This is a genomic window from Maribacter zhoushanensis (genome assembly GCF_029350975.1).
GTDB classification, from domain to species: Bacteria; Bacteroidota; Bacteroidia; order Flavobacteriales; family Flavobacteriaceae; genus Maribacter; species Maribacter zhoushanensis.
The window spans coordinates 1349017-1367362 of record NZ_JARKMR010000001.1; the positions used below are offsets into that span (position 1 = coordinate 1349017).

An 18346-nucleotide genomic window follows, 5' to 3' on the forward strand; every position below is an offset into this window, starting at 1 on the left:
GAAATTTCTTGGGAGATCTTTTAATGGGCACTCTTCTTCAGATAATCTCCAAAGTTTGCTTTAAATCTATTCAATCTCGGTATAGATACATTTCTTATATATGAGTTGTTAGGATTGTTCTTTTCATAATCTTGATGATATGACTCCGCTTTGTAAAATACAGTATAAGGTACAACTTCTGTGGTAATTGGGTCGTTATCATACACTTTATTATCAGTAAGTGCCTGTATATAGCTTTCTATGATTTTCTTTTGCTCATCAGTTTTATAAAAAGCAATAGATCGGTATTGTCTTCCACGATCTGGTCCTTGTCTATTTAACTGTGTAGGGTCATGAGAACCAAAGAATACTTGAACCAACTGGGTAAATGATATTTCATTAGGATCATAATATACCTCAACAGCTTCTGCATGGTCTGTTTTTCCATAACCAACTTCTTCGTATGTTGGGTTCTTTTGTTCGCCACCGGCGTAACCTGAGACTACTTCTTTAACTCCTTTAACACTTTCAAAAATAGCTTCAACACACCAAAAACATCCGCTGGCAAAATACGCAGTTTCATATTTACTTAATTGTTGCGGACTCAATTTTACTTCTTCCTCTATTTCTTCATATTGGTTTTCACTCATTTCTGAGTTTTCAGAAATGGTATTTTTCTTGACTTTAGATTGGCAACTAGTAGCAATTAGGGTTGCACACGCCAATAAAGTGATTTGTAATAATTTCATAACAATTTTCTTTTAGCAATTTGTAGGTAATTTACAAAGACCTTACGAGGAAAACGGTTAAAAAATGTTAACGACATAAAAGGAAATTATATTTTTGAGAAATGAACACATTACTAGAAGCTCTTGAGTCTTACTCGGCAGAAACGATATGCATATTAGACTCCGCTATTTCTGCAAGTGCATATGTAACTTTAGATATTTCTAAGTCCAACAAAGATTTAATAAATCTGGATATTACAGATTACACCGTTTGTCAAGCGTATATAGATAATGTACTTAAAAGTAAACAAGGTGTTATCGCCTACGGCGGATATTTAGAGCAGAGAAACTTATATAGTGATAAGAAAGGTTTTACATCTGATGCACAACCAATAAGAAATATTCATTTAGGTATGGATTTCTGGCACACTGCAGGTACTAAAGTAATGGTACCTATAGGCGGAAGCGTGCATAGCTTTAAAAATAATACCACCATTGGTGATTATGGACCAACTATTATTTTAGAACATGTTTTAAATGGTATTACCTTCTATACGTTATACGGACACCTAACCTTAGAATCATTAGAAGGATTATATGTAGGTAAAGACTTTAAAGCAGGAGAAGTGCTTGCAACTTTGGGTACACCGGATATCAACGTAAACTACGCTCCACATCTCCATTTTCAAATTATAAAAGATTTAGAAGGTAATGAAGGTGATTACCCAGGAGTGTGTGCAAAAGCAAGATTATCTTTTTACAAAGAAAATTGCCCCGATCCAAATGTGTTATTAAAGTTATTGTAAAGTGAAAAGTAGTAAGTACGAAGTCTTAAGTTGGAAATATTGAAAATAGAAAATAGAAAATAGAGTATAGAGAATAGACTTGTTTGAAGTGCGAGGTACAAAGTATTAAGTACGAAGTAAAAAGTGGAATAAAGAAAATAACGTATGCACTAAAACAAATTATATAGCAATTGCTAACGTAATATCTTAGTACTTAATACTAAAAAACGCGAAGCGTTAAAGTAAGCAACCAACAACCAACCTCTATTTTCTCTATTCTATCCTCTCTTTTTTTTAAAAAACTTGAACTTGTACTTGATTTTTAAGTTTGAACTTGCGCTTGATTTTTCGTTTCTCGGTTAACGACATCATTTATCGGTAAGGTGAATTTGGGGTATATGTCGTTTATCGAAGAGATTTTACACTTAAACTGAACTTCTGTCAAGTAACGAGAATTAGGCGTTTTTCAGCGATCCATCACCTAGTGAAACAAGGTCTACGGCGTTCTATTATTGTAACAAACGCAAGTCATGAAAACAATAATAGCAACAATCTTTATCATCTTTTTAAGCTTCACGGCACAAGCTCAAAACAATACAGCAGATGTAAAAGTCGAAACTATAGAAATGGGTATTGTTACTGAAACTACATTTGAAGTAAAAGAAAGCACTACAACAGAAGTAGCTAGATTATATAAATTTAAAAACTCAAGAATTAAAAGAGATTTGAATTTTTTAACGAAAGCTAACAAACCTAAAATGGCTTAGTCTTTTAGTAATAAGTAAAAAGTACTAAGTACGAAGTATAAAGTTTATAGTGTATATCGGTATTTAGAAAATAGACTTCATAATTAATTTTAAGAGTGGATTTAGTTAAGCTATACTGATTTTGTGTTTAATACCAGACACCGGACAACCAAAATCTATCCTCTCAATCCTCACTTTCAATCTCACTCTTGTAGTCTTCTTATCTAGGATAATGAAAATTTTGTAAGAAAAAAACATATAAATACGATAAACTGCACAAATTTGCTGTCTAACAGAACAAAATTTTGTAGGAAAACGGACTACAAAAATTGGTAATACATCGAATAGCATTCTTTTCATCGTAAAAATGATACCTTTTATCGAATTCAAAATACGTTTACCAACGAGTAGGTGGTTATCTATACACCAAATTTACCTACTTTATTATGCGTACAATTATTTTTTTATTCCTTGTTATCTGTTTGGGAACCAAGTCCCAAGCACAATCGAAGTCACCAGACGCGAAAGTACAGACCATTGTTATGCCCATGGCAGATGTAACAATTAAGTCTGATGTAAACACTCCCGGTTTCCAAACAGCTGCAAGGTTTTTCAAAATCAAAAATGCAAGGGTTAAACGTGCCTTACTTTTTAAGACAAGGGTAAGAACTGTTTCTTTAGCCTAGTTTAATTCTTCTACAAGTTTTTCGGTTACCTCTGTTCCCCCTTGAGGTAATACGATAGTTTTTAAAACATCCCAAACATTTTCGGTAACTATCTTTTGACCTTCTGCAGTAGGGTGAATACCATCTTCCAAGTTCAAGTCAGGAATACCGGCAACACCTTCTAATAAAAACGGGATCAATTCTATATCATTACTTTTTGCTAATGCAGGATACATCATTTTAAACTGCGAAGCATAATCTGCACCCATATTTGGTGGTATTTGCATACCTGCTAAAATAATTTTTGTTTCGGGGTTTTTATCTTTGACCATATCGATCATCGATTGCAAGTTATTCATCGATTCCGTTATAGGTATTCCTCGCAATCCGTCATTTGCACCTAATTCCAAAACAAAAATATCTACTGACTGATTTAAAACCCAGTCCAGACGATTTAACCCTCCAGAGGTAGTTTCTCCACTTAATCCAGAATTGATTACTTTATAATCCAAGCCTAAAGAATCTAATCTTAATTGAATTCTATTAGGGAATCCTTCTTTGGTATCTAAACCATAGGCAGCAGTAAGACTGTTTCCGTAGAATAAAATAACTTTATCATCTGTTGAAATTGTTTCTTCAGTACTGCTTACATCCTCGGTTTGTGTTTCAGTTTGTTTTTTTTCTGGTGTTTCTCCACATCCTACCAACAACAACGCCAATAAAAAATAACGAAACTTTAATACTTTCAACATAGTCTTAACTTATTAGATTCCAAATCATTTGTTTATTTTGTTGTCTTGTACTAAAATGATTTATGACAAAGATATTAAACGTACGTAATCTAAAGAAAACGTATAACAGCGGATCTAAGAATTTGACAGTTATTGATGATATTTCTTTTTCTATTGAAGAAGGAGATACTTTTGCTATCGTTGGTCCGTCAGGAAGTGGAAAAACAACATTGTTAGGTCTTTGCGCTGGATTAGATGAAATCAACAACGGAGTAATAGAACTTTGCGGTGAAGATTTAAGTAGCTTAAACGAAGACCAACGTGCTTTACTACGAAATGAAAAAGTAGGATTTATTTTTCAAGACTTTCAACTACTGCCCACATTAACGGCCTTAGAAAATGTTAGTGTACCCTTAGAGTTACAGGGTGCAACCAATGCTTCTAAAGATGCAATGGAACTTTTAGACAAGGTAGGTTTAGGTAATCGCCATGATCATTATCCGTCTCAATTATCTGGTGGTGAACAACAGCGGGTAGCCTTGGCACGGGCATTTTCAAATAAACCCTCTATTCTTTTTGCCGATGAGCCTACGGGTAATTTAGATGAAGAAACTGGAGAAAAAGTCATTAAACTTTTGTTTGATTTGAATAAAGAAATGGGAACTACTTTGGTTATTGTTACCCATGATTTAGAATTGGCAAAGCTGAACAAACATGTATTGCGACTTAAAGGTGGTAAAATAGTAATTAACGAAACCACGGCAATATCTTGAGTACAACACAAAGAACATCAAAAGCATCATTTAATTGGTTATTGAAAATGGCTTGGCGTGATGGTAAGGCAAGTGGCAAGCGCTTGTTACTTTTCATGGCTTCTATTATTTTAGGTATAGCTGCAGTTGTTTCTATTCAATCTTTTAGCGATAATCTGAAAGACAATATTGGTCTCCAGTCAAAAGCACTTATGGGTGCAGATTTTTTAATTGATAGCAATCAACCTGCAAATGATAGGGTAGCGGCATTAATGGATTCTTTAGGAGGGTATAATGCAAGAGAAGTCAATTTTGCCTCAATGGCGGCTTTCCCTAAAAGTCTAACTACAAAATTAGTGCAGGTACGTGCCGTTGAAGGTGCTTTTCCTTTTTATGGAGCATTAGAAACTGAACCTGCCACTGCGGCACAGGAATACTTGGAAAAAGGCGGGGCATTAGTTGATGCTACGGCAATGCTTCAATACAATTTAAAACCTGGCGATAGTGTAAAACTTGGTAACATTACTTTCCCTATTGTTGGATCCTTGATTACCGCGCCTGGTAGCACAGGTATTGGTGCCACTGCAGCGCCACCTATAATTGTGCCTTTTCGCTTTATGGAAGATAGCGGGCTCTTACAGCGTGGTAGTCGTCTAAAGTATAATTATTACTTCAACAATGATAAGGCAGATTTAGAAACCCTAAGTAAAGATGTTGATCCGTTATTAGATGCTGAGAACGCTGATATGGATACCCATACCGATACTAGTGAACGCTTAGGTCGTAGATATGATAATGTAGGTCGTTTTTTAAATTTGGTAGCATTTATAGCGCTGCTCTTAGGGTGCGTTGGTATTGCCAGCTCTGTTCATATTTATATTAAAGAGAAACTTAAAGCGGTTGCAGTACTCAAATGTTTGGGTGCAACCAGAAAACAGACATTCTTAATTTACTTGATCCAGATTGCTGGCATGGGCTTGTTGGGCGGACTCATAGGTACCATTATAGGATTGTTGTTACAACAGACGTTTCCGCTTATACTACAAGAGTTTTTACCATTTCAAGTAGAGATATCTACTTCATTTCAAGCCATATTCGTTGGGTTGTTACTAGGTGTTTGTATGTCTGTATTATTTGCTTTGTCTCCACTGATACATACATGGTTCGTATCTCCTTTACAGGTATTACGGGTACAAGAAGATACTGGTAAGAAAGCAAGACCTTATCAAATTTGGGTAATCTTTGCCATAGTGCTCTTTATACTTTTATTCGCTTTTTGGCTATTGGGTAGGTGGGCGTTCGCATTGAGTTTTGTAGGAGGTATATTGGTGACTTTTTCCATTTTGGCAGGAGTGTCTATTTTATTTATGCGATTGATAAAAAGATATTTCCCTAAATCTTGGAGTTTTGCCGCTAGGCAGAGTCTGTTGAATTTATTCAGACCCAATAACCAGACTGTGGTATTAATTTTAGCCATTGGTATTGGTACATTTTTGATTAGTACATTATACTTTACAAAAGACTTTCTCCTCGCCAAAACCTCGTTCGACGATAGTGCTGAGAGTCCGAATTTAATTTTATTTGATGTGCAGACAGATCAGCGTGATGCCGTGGCTAATACCATAACACCCAAAGGGCTTCCTGTAATAGATAACATACCCATTGTTACCATGCGTTTGGAACGTATAAAGGATAGGACTGTAAATGATATTCGATTAGATACTACCACCCGAGTAAACAAGTGGATTTTAAACCATGAGTTTAGAACAACGTATAGAGATTCTATGATTGGTTCAGAAAAACTCTTGGAAGGGGAGTGGATACCTACCGTAGACCCTAATGCAAAAGTAATTCCTATTTCTTTGTCAGATAATGTTGCCAATGACGCTTTGGTAACTTTAGGCGATACATTACTTTTTAATGTTCAAGGAAAATTGATGACTACCGTAGTAGGTAATATTCGTCAGGTAGATTGGGCACGCATGCAGCTTAATTTCTCTATTGTATTTCCAAAGGGCGTGTTAGAGAATGCACCTCAATTTCATGTGGTAACTACCAATGCCCCGGATAAAAAATCATCAGCTGATTTGCAGAGAGAATTGGTGAAGAAATTCCCCAATGTATCCATCATAGATTTAAGACAGGTAGTAACCTTGGTCGAAGATATTCTAGATAAAATTTCATGGGTCATATCTTTCATGGCGTTCTTTAGTATTCTAACAGGAATCATTGTTTTGATAGGCTCTGTCCGTAATAGTAAATATCAACGTATTCGCGAAAGTGTATTATTAAGAACACTTGGTGCCCAGAGTAAACAGATATTGAAAATTAATGCTTTAGAATATTTATTTCTTGGTGTTTTGGGCAGCGGGGTAGGAGTGTTGCTTTCTTTGTTAAGTAGTTTTTTACTGGCTTATTTTATTTTTGATACTCCGTTTATACCATCTTGGGTTCCGTTTTTGGTGGTGTTGCCGGGTATAACATTATTAGTCTTAACGATCGGATTAATGAACAGTAGGGGGGTGTTAAATAGTCCGCCATTACAGGTGTTACGTAAAGAAGGTAATTGAAAAAAATCACTGTAAATACTAATATTTACATTTTAACTTTTCTACCTTTAAAAGCATGGGAAAGCAACTATTCTATTTGTTCATTATTTCGTTGTTGGTATGTTCTTGTAAAACCAATAATGTAAAAGCCGATTTAATAATTACCAATGCCAATATCTGGACCGGTAATTCAGACTTACCAAAAGCTGAGGCAATGGCCATAAAAGCAGATACCATTTTGGCCATTGGCTCTATAAATGATATTCAAAAGTTTAAAGGCTCAATTACTGATATAAAAGATGTAAGGGGCAAATTCATTACACCAGGGTTTATTGATACTCATGTGCATTTATTGATGGGGGGAAATAGCCTATTAAATGTAGCATTAAGAGATGTTGACAGTAAAGAAGAATTCATAAATAAAATAGCATCGTTCGCTAAAGAGATAGAACCCGGTCAATGGATTGTTGAGGGAAATTGGGACCATACCCTGTGGGGAGGTGAATTACCTAATAAAGATTGGATAGATGAATTTACGGGTAATAACCCTGTTGCTATTTATAGAATGGACGGTCATATGATTTTAGCTAATTCGGCAGCGTTAAAACTTGCAGGTATTGACGAAAATAGTCCAGAGGTAGAAAATGGTGAAATTGTAAAAAATGAAGATGGCACACCATCTGGTATTCTTAAGAGTGAAGCCATGTACTTAGTTCTAAATAAAATACCGGAGTTAACAAAAACAGAAAAGGAAAAGGCGATTAGTGCAGCACAAGATTATTTGATTTCACAAGGGGTGACGACTATTCATGATGTAGATAGTTTGGGCGGTTACGAGATTTTAGAAAATATGAATTCCAATAAACTACTTACGGTAAGAGTATACACTGCCAACCCGTTGAGGTATTGGAAAACAATAGCTAAAGATGAAAAAAATTCCAAATGGCTGAAGAACGGTCTTATGAAAGGCTTTGTTGATGGCTCATTAGGTTCGCATACTGCAGCCTTTAAAGAACCATATTCAGATAAGCCCAATGATAAAGGTTTATTCATTGTGGATGAGGATAGTTTAAATACTTGGATTATAAATGCAGATAAAAGGCAATTGCAGATTACTGTTCACGCAATAGGCGATTTAGCCAACAGCACCATATTAGATCTCTTTGATAGTGTTGTGGTAAAAAACGGAAAACGAGATAGACGATTAAGAATTGAACATGCTCAACACTTGGCGATAGAGGATATTGATAGATTTTCCAAACTTGATGTTATTACAAGTATGCAACCCTATCATGCCATTGATGATGGTAGATGGGCAGAAGAGTTAATTGGACATGAAAGGATAAATACTACCTATGCGTTTAAATCGATTTTAGATGCCAACACAACTTTAGTATTTGGTAGTGATTGGCCTGTAGCACCTGCTTCCCCATTATATGGTATATATGCAGCGGTTACTAGAAGAACCTTAGATGGTAATAATCCTGATGGTTGGGTTCCTGAGCAGAAAATTAATGTGGAACAAGCATTAGCGGCATATACCAAAGATGCTGCTTATAGCTCTTTTGATGAAAATGTAAAAGGCACTTTAGAAGCGGGTAAATTAGCAGATTTTGTTATTCTTAATGAAGATATTTTTCAAATTGACCCTACAACTATTAAAGATGTAAAAGTGCTGGAGACTTATGTAGGCGGTAAAAATATGTTTGTAAATAAGGTAGCTTCTACTAAGTATTAATAGGTATTTAATATTAATATTTATTGCTTGTGAGTAGGTTTGCCAATTTTGAGATAATGTATGTATTCTGTATTCGGATCAAGAAATCGAAACAGTTGTGTTCTTATTGTAGGTAGCTGAAAGTCATTTTTATCATAAACCTCTAATAAAAGCGATGCGTAATCTGAACGCGAAAAGCTTTGTTTTTTAGTAGTTATTTCAGATACTCGCTGATTGAATAGAATGCTTTTTGGTTGTGCTTTATTTCTATAATGAATCAATGGTACTGTTTTTACAATTTTAGCGAGTTCATAATTATAACGTTTAGCATTTATCTTTAAAGAATCTCCTAAAGCAAAATCGCTCACTACTTCATAAGTACTATCCTGGCCTATTTTGTTTAGAATTTTTACATAATTTTCGTAAGTGCCATCAGCAATAACATTTTTAGTAATTAATTCTTCTTCAAAATTTTCTAATATGCTTAAAAGCGAAGCGTGATATGCAGGGTATTCTTTTTCAATGGCGTCATTAATAGCTTCATCGTATGTCATCGTATTTGTTTGGGCGGCTAATACATTAAAAAATAAGAGATATATAAAAAGAAATAGGTACTTGTATAATTTCATGAAGTAAGAATATACTGTTCTATTTGAAATATAGTACTTTATATTGTATTTGATTTTATAACTTTAAGGAATACGTAATTTTAAAAACCATCCAACTATGGAAACATCTTCAGATTTCTCATTTGTAATAGGTGCTTGGCAGTCTTTTTTAATCTTAGCGCTTTTAGTTTGGGTATATTGTATTGTTGATGTTTTAAGACATAAATTCAAAAACGATGGTAAAATCACATGGTTTTTAATTGTTTTATTTCTTCCAGTTTTGGGTTCTATTCTTTATTTGTCTTCAGGAAAAAATAGACGTATTTTAAAAGTTTAATCTGAGCTCTATTTATAATTCTACATTTTCATAGCTACTTTTATATTAATTACCGATAATTCTCTCACTATACGTGATTTGTCAACTAATCAGCATAGCTTTGCAGCTGAAATACAAAAGTGATTGTTATGCCGTTGTTTACCGATTTAAAAATATCTAGAAACTTAGAAAAAGCACTTGATGATCTAGGTTTTGAAAATACTACTCCCATTCAAGAGAAAGCTTTTCCTATTGTAATGAGTGGTAGTGATGTTGTTGGTATAGCGCAAACAGGTACTGGTAAGACTTTTGCTTATTTGCTTCCTATTTTAAACACGTTGAAATTTTCTAAAGATATACACCCTAAGGTTATAATTCTTGTACCTACGCGTGAGTTGGTAGTACAGGTGGTAGAAGAGGCAGAGAAGCTGGCTAAATATTCTGGAACTAGAATTTTAGGTGTGTTTGGTGGTAAAAGTATGTTGCGCCAAAAAGAGGCTTTGGCATTGGGTACAGATGTATTAGTGGCAACACCTGCTAGACTGTATGATCTTATTCTAACGAAAGCGGTTCAATTAAAACAAGTGAAGAAGCTTGTTATCGATGAGGTAGATGTAATGTTAGATCTTGGTTTTAGATTTCAACTTGTAAATATTTTTGAACTCTTGCCACAGAAAAGGCAGAACATTATGTTTTCTGCCACGATGACCGATGATATTGAATTATTTATTACCGACTTCTTTATAGGTGTTCAAAAAATTGCCATAGCCGTTAGTGGTACTCCTTTAGAGAACATTACGCAATACGGTTACGCTACTCCTAATTTTTATACAAAAGTGAACCTGTTGGTGAACTTATTACAGAATGTAGAAACCTATCATAAGGTTTTGGTGTTTGTTTCAAGTAAGCGCAGTGCAGATTTATTGTTCAAAGAATTGGCAGAGTTCTTTAGTGAAGAGATATGTATTATACATTCTAACAAAACGCAAAACTACAGATTACGCTCCATTAATCAGTTTGACGAAGGTAAGAACCGAATTTTGGTAACTACAGATGTTATGGCACGTGGATTGGATCTGCAAGAGATATCTCATGTAATAAATTTTGATACTCCAGCATATCCTGAAAATTACATGCACCGTATTGGTAGAACCGGTAGGGCAGAGAAAGAGGGTACTTCTATTTTGCTGTTTACAGAAAAAGAAGAAGAAGCAAAGAATGCCATAGAGGACCTAATGTCACACAAAGTAAATCAACTACCGTTACCTGAGGGAGTTGAAATTGCCACTCAACTTACTTTTGACGAGCAACCTAAGCATAGAGAGCGTGAAAATCCTTTAAATATAAACGAAGAGGAGCGTGGAGCAAGTTTTCATGAGAAATCTGATAAGAACAAGAAGGAGAATCAAGGTGGCTCGTACAAGCGTATCATTAAAAAGAAGTACAGTAAACCCAAGACCCGTGGAGATAAGAACTACGGTAAACGTGGTAGAAATAAAAAATAGGTTTCATTTATTTCAAATTAATTGATTCTTTATTCTACAAATAGAATGTTCTTTTATGCCCTAGTTTTAGGGGTGTTCTAAATTTTCTACATTTAAAAACATCGATTAAATACACGTCAAATCGGTATGATGTTTTTAGACTAAAAACCATTCGTCGATACTTTTTGTCTATTCGTCACAGATTTTTACGCTAGCCGAAAATTATAGCAGTTTAGCGAGGGTAAGAGCCATAATTCTCAATCTGAAACTACTTTTATATTGTTCAATATTACAATATGAAAGCAATATTCACCTTACTAATAGTCATTTTCGCCGGAGCATTAGCATTGGCACAAACTCCCCTAACAGATGATAAAACTAACACTACTGAAGTGGGTGTTGTTTTGGCTGATAGCTCTGACAATACTGGCAACGAAAAAACGATTACAATTACTGATGAAACGTCAGTAGCACGTTTGTACAGATATGCAAATGCTAGAATTAACAAAGAATTAGCGTTCGCTACCAAGAAGTCTTACGGTAAATTGGCATAATCTTTGCCCTATACAACAAGGTGCAATTAAGCACCTTATAAATATTAAAACTATGATGTTACTTTCAATTTTAATACCAGCAGTTATCGTTATTGCAACTATTGCCTTTACTTCAGAAAATGAAAAAAAAGTACGTCCAATTAAAGTACCTGTAAACAAGCGTAAGTTTTAATTTTTTACGCCAGGCTGCTTAATAGTATAATTACTTTTAGCTTTTGCCTCATCTACTTGGCGTTTTACATCTGCCAGTAGCGCTTTTGAATCATACACGATTCCGTCTTTAACGGTGTATTTTACACCACCAACCCGAACCACCTCATTGTCCTCGGTAAGTTTAATAGCTCCCGTACCATACAATACTTTGAAATTTTGTAGCGGATTTTCTTCTACTATGACAAAGTCTGCCAATTTGCCAATGGTTACCGAACCTAATCTGTCATCCATACCTAATGCCTCTGCACCGTTTAGTGTAGCAGATTGTATGATTTCTAAAGGATGAAAGCCAGCTTCACGCATTAATTCAAATTCTCTTATATAGGCAAAACCATATAATTGAAAAATAAATCCGGAATCTGATCCCGTAGTTACTCTGCCACCTCTATTTTTATATTCATTGATAAAGGTCATCCAAAGCTTATAGTTTTTTCTCCAGGCAACTTCTTGTTCTGTACCCCAATCATGCCAGAAAGATCCATGAGATACTTTGCTAGGTTGATAAAACTCCCATAAAGATGGCAATGTGTAGTCTTCATGCCATTCAGCTCTTCTTGCGCGCTGTAAATCTCTACTGGCCTCATAGATGTTGAAAGTTGGGTCTAAGGTAAAATCAAGTTCCAATAATTCGTTCATTACATTATTCCAATGCTCAGAATAGGGTTCAGCAGCTTGTTCCCATAATTTTCCGGCATTCTCAAAGCGATCTTGTTCGTTCTGGTAGTTATAATCCAACGGGAAATCTTGTACCGTTCTATCATCGAACAATGCTTCTGGTAAACCGTACCAATGTTCCATAGAGGTTAATCCTGCTCGGGCAGAATGCAAAACATTCCAACGGGCAACACTCATTTGCGCATGGTGGCAGGCAGAACCTAAACCTAACTTTTTGTTTTCATCTAATGCCGCTGCCATAATTGCGGGTTCTGCTCCAAAAAACTTAATACCATCGGCACCTTTTTTGGCATTGGCACGTACCCATTCCCTTGCTTGCTCAGGAGTAGAAATAGGAATATCGTTTAGCGGATTAAAAGATTTACTCGTTTGCCCAAAAGCTGTATAAGAAATAATACGTGGAGCAATGATTTCATTTTTCTCGCTTTTATGCTTTAAATCCATCGCAATATCAATTCCTCTTCCTGCAACTTCACGAACTGTAGTAACCCCGTGAGCCATCCAAAGTTTAAATACATAATCTGGGTCTGCACCTTGTGAAACACCTCCTATATGTGTGTGCATATCAATAAAACCAGGTATTAAATACATCCCGGTACAATCTAGTTCTTTACCACCTGCTTTTAATTGAGGTCTTTTAGAATCATCGATGGCAACACCAGGGTAGCCAACAACTTTTACATCTTTAATAATATTGTTCTCTACCACGATGTCTATAGGACCTTGTGGTGGCGCTCCATTACCGTTAATGAGCATAACACCTCTAATGATCAATTGTGAATGTGGACCATCACCTTCTAAAGACTGGGCGTTGACAGAAAGCAAGACAGCGAAAGTCAGTGCTGTGGCGAGCAGTAATTTGCGAAACATAAAGCGGTTGTTTGAGTTAGTTACCTTAAATATAACTAAAGCACGATAAAGTGAGGTGACTGCATACCAACTTTTAATTAATTAAATATGGTTAAAGTTTGATTCTCAATATAGGATAGTATCATCAGAGAGAACAAATAGTAGAAATAAGGTGAAGCTTTGGATTTTACCAAAATCATAGAGAAAATTAACCTTTCTTCTAAATTGTTGAAAAAAAATTTATTTTTTGGCACAGTATTTATGATCTGTTGCGGAAAATGTCCGCAGGACTTTTTCGCTTAGTCCCTAACCATTCTATAAAGTTAAGGATTTCGGTCAGGAAATCCACCGTGAGCAATTGATTATAGGTATTGTTGTGGTTAGTTTTTATTCCAATTAGGTTTCTTCATATAAAGTGTCCAGAACACCTCTGAAATAAGCTTTAAGATTTTGATGATCTTCTTCTCCAGGAAACCAATTTGCAAATTTCCAATATGTCCATTCGCCACTTTGTGTATCAGGTGGTATTAGTAGAAAGTATTGCTCCTCATTTATTCCACCAACAACAATGCTTTTTGCAAGTTGCTTGCCAATATATTCAATTTTGTCGTTACTGTAAGCTTCGATTAAAAAACCATCAATATTCTTGAAATAGTCAATTTTATCAATTGACTCAAAAGTTGGTTCGATATCATTTGGTGCTGAAAATCCATTTGAGATGGATAAGAACTTTTTAAAGTCGGATGGGAATTCAATTCCAAGTCGTTTTTCAGTCAGATATATTTCAGTTTCTGAAGCTGGTTTACTTCCTATCCATTTATTTTTAGTCTGCTCCTGAGTAAACTCAAAATCCGCTAATTCGATTGCTTTCTCCGATATTTGCTTTAGTAGGTTGTCCATCTTTCAAATTAACCACAACAGATTTGTAAATGAAACGTTGTGCATAAAATAAGCAATTTCATTTTTGATTAGCACAAGCCAAATTTTCTAATTACTTTTCTCTTATAAATTAGCCAAATTTAAAAATTTGGCGACCTTATAAATATACACAGACCTTGGCGAAAAGCCCTTGAATCTGGATTGAATATAGGCTTTGTTGTAATCTGTAGCGACACGTTTGAGTAAGCATGTTTCCATTCCGTTTCCGTATTTATCCGCCCGATTGAATTCCATCTGCGCAACAGTTAGCAATTTTCACAAGTTAAAAAATCAGGGTTGGAATATGGAAATTATTTGAGGAGCTATTTTTGCTATCGAAAGCATACTTATAAATTATTATATTTTTTTCATAGACAGTTCTTGCCATTGCGTTTCACTATTCATAGGCTAGCATCTGCGCAGAGCAAATATACCTTAGCTATTGGCACAATGAATTATAGAGCTCAATAGTTTCATTAAATCGTGCTTCACCAGCATTATAATCACCTTTGTACTCCTTTTTAAATGCTTCACATTTTAAAAGAAATGGTTTAATGATGTTATTCATGTTTTTCTTTTTTCTGATGTCATACCAGCCCCCATTAGGCATTTTAATAGTGTAATGGTAAGAATCCATTTTGCTTCCACCTTCTTTAAAATCCCCAAACGGACTCCCTGGGGTATATTTTGTTGAAGTCGTAGGCCTATAGGTGTCATTTGAATAGGTTTTTATTTTTCCGTCAACGGACCTTAATAAATATCGCACATATTTATCTGGCTTGCTAGGTTTTAAGGGTACTCTATCAATCGAAATCTCGTTTATGAATAAGGTTGTAACGTTTCTAAGAATTTTCTTTTCCTTTATTTTAATTTCGGTTCCGTCTTCTTTCTTGTAAGTTATATTTTTTAGATAGCCCTGTGCTGTTCGTGTATAATTTAAATTTTCACAGTGAATTGTATCTTTTTCGACCACATAATAATCTTGGGAATTACTGAAGTTGAAACTCAAAATTCCAAGTACAAAGAATAGAATTGTTTTTTGCATTATTTTTTTAAAATTGGTTAGAGGTTTTTAAAACGAATAAATGAAAATAATGTTGTTCACACTTTTACTTAGTAATTTGTTTTGGAGCTATTGATTACAACGTGTTTGTATAAGATTAACTGTTTGATTTAAGCACTAAACTTAGCAAATAAATCACAGATAGAAAGTTCGCGAGGACTTTCGTAAACAAGCTAAAACCAATAATAAATTTTATACGTTGTTGTGTGTAGTTTGTTTTTTATTGGTAATTGATTTCTTTTTCCCGCGAAAGAATAAAAATAGATTGATAAACAGCATAATTCCCAAGTATATGGAAAAACCTCCAATTTTATAAGTTAGCTTTTCAATTAATTCTTGATAATTATTAGTTGTTAATTGAAGTTCTAAAATAAGAAGAGCAAATCCTATATTTAATAAATAGAACCCTGTTTCAAATAATTTATTTGTTGCAAGTGCAATGTCTTCTCGACCTTGAAATATGTCTAGCATATATATTCTTCCATTCTTGAATAACGTTTTAGAAACATATAACGTTAGGAGTATTGCTATTGGTAAATAAATTGCATAACCGATTAAAATTTTTGTAGTGGTCATAATTTTTTAAATTAAGTTAATTTATGAATGAATTTTTTGATTAGATAAATGTTAGAATAATGGAGTATAGAAATAGTTAGAATTATTATAGATATTTTTTTTGAAATCGTTTCAATCAGTATCAATTCGGTATTAATTTTATTCCATTGGATAATTGTAATTGCTGAGTAGCCAATATTTAATAGATAATACCCGATTAATAATAGTTTGTTTATTTGAATTGATAATTCAATATCCTTTTTCAATAGGTTCTTAATGAATATGTTACCGTTATTGTAGCATATGTTTCCAACTCGATATATAATAATCGTAGTTAGGGTTAAGTATATTCCATATCCAATGATATTTAAGTTCATTCACTTTTATTATTGAAGTTTCAGAAATAATTGAAACTTTGAATTATTTTTTTTTTTTTACTTAACAAGTTTTATAATTAATTTACTCAACCAATTTTCCTTGTATTGGGTAACCTTATCTAAAACATTGTCCGCTTTTAACACAAAGGCATAAAGTTTCTCGGTTTGTTCAATAAATTGTTTTTCAACGTTTGATGAATTCGTTTTAATCGAAGAAACCTCTTTTAAAATTCTTAATGCAGGTTTAATCTCTCTTTTACTACGTTCTCGCGCAATGGTAACAGCCAATTTATCCAAGTCCTTTTCTGCACTAAAAAACTCTTTTCTTTCACCAGTTTTTGATTCTTTAAAAACAATACCCCAATCGATAAGAGATCTAATATTCATAGATGCATTTCCTCGTGAAATTTGAAGTTCATCCATTATCTCTTCTATTGATAATATTTCGGTTGAAATCATTAATAGAGCATGGATTTGTGCCATCGTTTTATTTATTCCCCATTGAGAACCTAGTGCTCCCCAAGTTTGAATGTATTTTGTTTTAGCTTCTTTAAATTCCATGATTCAAATATATAAAAATTATTAAACTTTCAGAAATTATTGAAACTTTATTTCGTGAAATTACACGTTACTTTACTTATCAATATAAAACAAATAACCATCCTTTATCAGTCATGGTTTTACATGTCAAATAAATTTCAGAACTAAATTCTACCTTTTAAGTTTGATTAAGAATTCAATATTTAGAAGCGATGTTGTATTAAGCAACGGGAGATAATTGTTGCTTAATTTCTTGAAACTTGATAATATAATTAGTTCCTTTCTTAGAATTATCACGTTCTATAGTTCCACGTAATTGTCGCGTAAGATTGTGAATTAATTTTAAACCTAAAGACTTTGTATTCTTATGGTTAATAGTTTCAGGGAAGCCTATGCCATTATCACCAATTTCCAAAATATAGCAATTTTCCTGTTCAGTATCTTTTTGAAGTTTAATACTGATTTCACCTACGTTATCACTCTCAATGCCATATTTTAAAGCATTGGTCAAAGTTTCGTTAATTAAAAGACCTAAAGGAATTGCAGTATCTATACCCAATTTTATATCAGGAATATCAATTTTTAAACTGACATTGTTTTCATTCCCTTTTATTGATTTAATTAAATATTCACCTAATTCTAATACATATGATTTGTATTCAATATGGCTGATATCATTACGCATGTACAACATTTCATGCACCATGGCCATTGCAATTACCCTATTTTGGGTACCTTTCAATAAACCTTTCATTGGTCCTGTTTCTATATTTCTAGATTGTAAGCTTAATAAACTAGAAACTGTCTGAAGGTTGTTTTTTACTCTATGGTGAACTTCTTTTAAAAGATTTTCTTTTTCGTGTACTTGATTTGCCAATGCCCTTTTAGATTTGTACATGGCGTTATATGTTTTAAGCAGTGTTTTGCCTAAGGTGTTCCCTAAAATGAATACAGCAAATAAAATGGATACTAAACTAAATACAGAGCTTGTTTCTTCAGGAACTAAATTCTCCGTGATACGTAACTCAGGTATAGATTGAGTGAAAACTAAAAGAATAAGTATAGTTATGATATTAAAATATACTCTACCATATCTTGTACTGTTTATAAATCCGCCAAAGGCAATTAACGGGATCATGAATATAAACGGACTATGAATTCCACCACTATAAACCGTCACCACCACAGCGGTAATTAAACCAATAATTGATGAAAAATTAAAAGTGGGTACTATATTTTTATGGGATCTGAAATAAAGTAAATTGATAATATTTAAAATAGCAAAGCCGGTAAGTGCAAAGGGTATGATTTCAGTTATGTTCAAAAAGAAATAGCATAAAGCTCCAAATAGGATGGAGATAATGCTTGTGGTATAATTTACCCTTAAAAATAGTTTGGTTTTATCCTGAAGACGTTCTTTGTCAATGGTAAATCCGGGCATAGATATTGTTTAGGTACTAGAAAATATACAAATTACGTATTGTAAATCTAATTATGTTTTTATCATTATGCTAGTATTTTCTAGATAAGTATGAAAAATAC

General features: G+C 33.9%; 18 protein-coding genes. 9 read left to right on the forward strand and 9 right to left on the reverse strand.

The window, feature by feature from the left end:
- Window positions 1–20: 20 nt before the first annotated feature.
- A complete protein-coding gene (gene msrA, locus PXD56_RS05805) occupies window positions 21–728 on the reverse strand; it encodes a peptide-methionine (S)-S-oxide reductase MsrA (protein ID WP_276492373.1) in 708 nt (235 codons plus the stop codon).
- A 101-nt stretch (window positions 729–829) separates the two neighbouring features.
- On the opposite strand from msrA, the gene PXD56_RS05810 reads away from it, so the two are divergent.
- From PXD56_RS05810 to PXD56_RS05820, 3 genes are all read left to right on the forward strand, one after another.
- Window positions 830–1513: a peptidoglycan DD-metalloendopeptidase family protein gene (locus PXD56_RS05810; protein ID WP_276492374.1), complete on the forward strand. Its 684-nt coding sequence runs from the start codon at window positions 830–832 to the stop codon at window positions 1511–1513.
- Between the two features lie 509 nt (window positions 1514–2022).
- Window positions 2023–2259 carry a hypothetical protein gene (locus tag PXD56_RS05815; RefSeq protein WP_276492375.1) on the forward strand — a complete coding sequence of 79 codons (237 nt, stop codon included), beginning with the start codon at window positions 2023–2025 and terminating at the stop codon, window positions 2257–2259.
- Between the two features lie 425 nt (window positions 2260–2684).
- Window positions 2685–2924, forward strand: a complete 240-nt coding sequence (locus PXD56_RS05820; RefSeq protein ID WP_276492376.1) for a hypothetical protein — start codon at window positions 2685–2687, stop codon at window positions 2922–2924.
- On the opposite strand, the gene PXD56_RS05825 is transcribed toward PXD56_RS05820, so the two are convergent.
- Window positions 2921–3655 (reverse strand): arylesterase, encoded by a 735-nt coding sequence (locus PXD56_RS05825; RefSeq protein WP_276492377.1) that lies wholly within the window; start codon window positions 3653–3655, stop codon window positions 2921–2923. The genes PXD56_RS05820 and PXD56_RS05825 overlap by 4 nt on opposite strands.
- 62 nt (window positions 3656–3717) lie before the next feature.
- Here PXD56_RS05825 and PXD56_RS05830 point away from each other — a divergent pair, with 62 nt between their 5' ends.
- Genes PXD56_RS05830 through PXD56_RS05840 form a run of 3 tightly spaced genes read left to right on the forward strand, consistent with a single transcriptional unit; the run spans window position 3718 to window position 8673 of the window.
- Window positions 3718–4407 (forward strand): ABC transporter ATP-binding protein, encoded by a 690-nt coding sequence (locus tag PXD56_RS05830; RefSeq protein WP_276492378.1) that lies wholly within the window; start codon window positions 3718–3720, stop codon window positions 4405–4407.
- 47 nt (window positions 4408–4454) lie between these two features.
- Window positions 4455–6956 (forward strand): ABC transporter permease, encoded by a 2502-nt coding sequence (locus PXD56_RS05835; RefSeq protein WP_276492518.1) that lies wholly within the window; start codon window positions 4455–4457, stop codon window positions 6954–6956.
- Window positions 6957–7011: 55 nt separating this feature from the next.
- Window positions 7012–8673 carry an amidohydrolase gene (locus PXD56_RS05840; RefSeq protein ID WP_276492379.1) on the forward strand — a complete coding sequence of 554 codons (1662 nt, stop codon included), beginning with the start codon at window positions 7012–7014 and terminating at the stop codon, window positions 8671–8673.
- 20 nt (window positions 8674–8693) lie between these two features.
- On the opposite strand, the gene PXD56_RS05845 is transcribed toward PXD56_RS05840, so the two are convergent.
- Window positions 8694–9206, reverse strand: a complete 513-nt coding sequence (locus PXD56_RS05845; protein ID WP_276492380.1) for a hypothetical protein — start codon at window positions 9204–9206, stop codon at window positions 8694–8696.
- Window positions 9207–9378: 172 nt separating this feature from the next.
- Here PXD56_RS05845 and PXD56_RS05850 point away from each other — a divergent pair, with 172 nt between their 5' ends.
- The 3 genes from PXD56_RS05850 (at window position 9379) to PXD56_RS05860 (ending at window position 11614) form a co-directional block, all read left to right on the forward strand.
- Entirely contained in the window at window positions 9379–9597 is a 219-nt protein-coding gene (locus tag PXD56_RS05850) for a PLD nuclease N-terminal domain-containing protein (RefSeq protein ID WP_276492381.1), read from the forward strand.
- 128 nt (window positions 9598–9725) lie between these two features.
- The gene (locus tag PXD56_RS05855) at window positions 9726–11081 is read left to right on the forward strand and encodes a DEAD/DEAH box helicase (RefSeq protein WP_276492382.1); all 1356 of its coding nucleotides are present in this window, start codon (window positions 9726–9728) and stop codon (window positions 11079–11081) included.
- Window positions 11082–11356: 275 nt separating this feature from the next.
- Entirely contained in the window at window positions 11357–11614 is a 258-nt protein-coding gene (locus tag PXD56_RS05860) for a hypothetical protein (protein WP_276492383.1), read from the forward strand.
- A gap of 168 nt (window positions 11615–11782) precedes the next feature.
- Here PXD56_RS05860 and PXD56_RS05865 read toward each other — a convergent pair whose 3' ends face one another.
- From PXD56_RS05865 to PXD56_RS05890, 6 genes are all read right to left on the reverse strand, one after another.
- Window positions 11783–13372: an amidohydrolase family protein gene (locus PXD56_RS05865; RefSeq protein ID WP_276492384.1), complete on the reverse strand. Its 1590-nt coding sequence runs from the start codon at window positions 13370–13372 to the stop codon at window positions 11783–11785.
- Window positions 13373–13747: 375 nt separating this feature from the next.
- Window positions 13748–14251, reverse strand: a complete 504-nt coding sequence (locus tag PXD56_RS05870; RefSeq protein WP_276492385.1) for an SMI1/KNR4 family protein — start codon at window positions 14249–14251, stop codon at window positions 13748–13750.
- A gap of 457 nt (window positions 14252–14708) precedes the next feature.
- Complete coding sequence (locus PXD56_RS05875) at window positions 14709–15314, reverse strand: hypothetical protein (protein WP_276492386.1); 606 nt, start codon at window positions 15312–15314, stop codon at window positions 14709–14711.
- 210 nt (window positions 15315–15524) lie between these two features.
- The gene (locus PXD56_RS05880; protein ID WP_276492387.1) at window positions 15525–15908 is read right to left on the reverse strand and encodes a hypothetical protein; all 384 of its coding nucleotides are present in this window, start codon (window positions 15906–15908) and stop codon (window positions 15525–15527) included.
- A 413-nt stretch (window positions 15909–16321) separates the two neighbouring features.
- On the reverse strand, window positions 16322–16825 hold the full coding sequence (locus PXD56_RS05885; protein WP_276492388.1) for a GbsR/MarR family transcriptional regulator: 504 nt from the start codon (window positions 16823–16825) through the stop codon (window positions 16322–16324).
- Window positions 16826–17024: 199 nt separating this feature from the next.
- Window positions 17025–18245 (reverse strand): sensor histidine kinase, encoded by a 1221-nt coding sequence (locus tag PXD56_RS05890; RefSeq protein ID WP_276492389.1) that lies wholly within the window; start codon window positions 18243–18245, stop codon window positions 17025–17027.
- Between the last annotated feature and the right edge of the window lie 101 nt (window positions 18246–18346).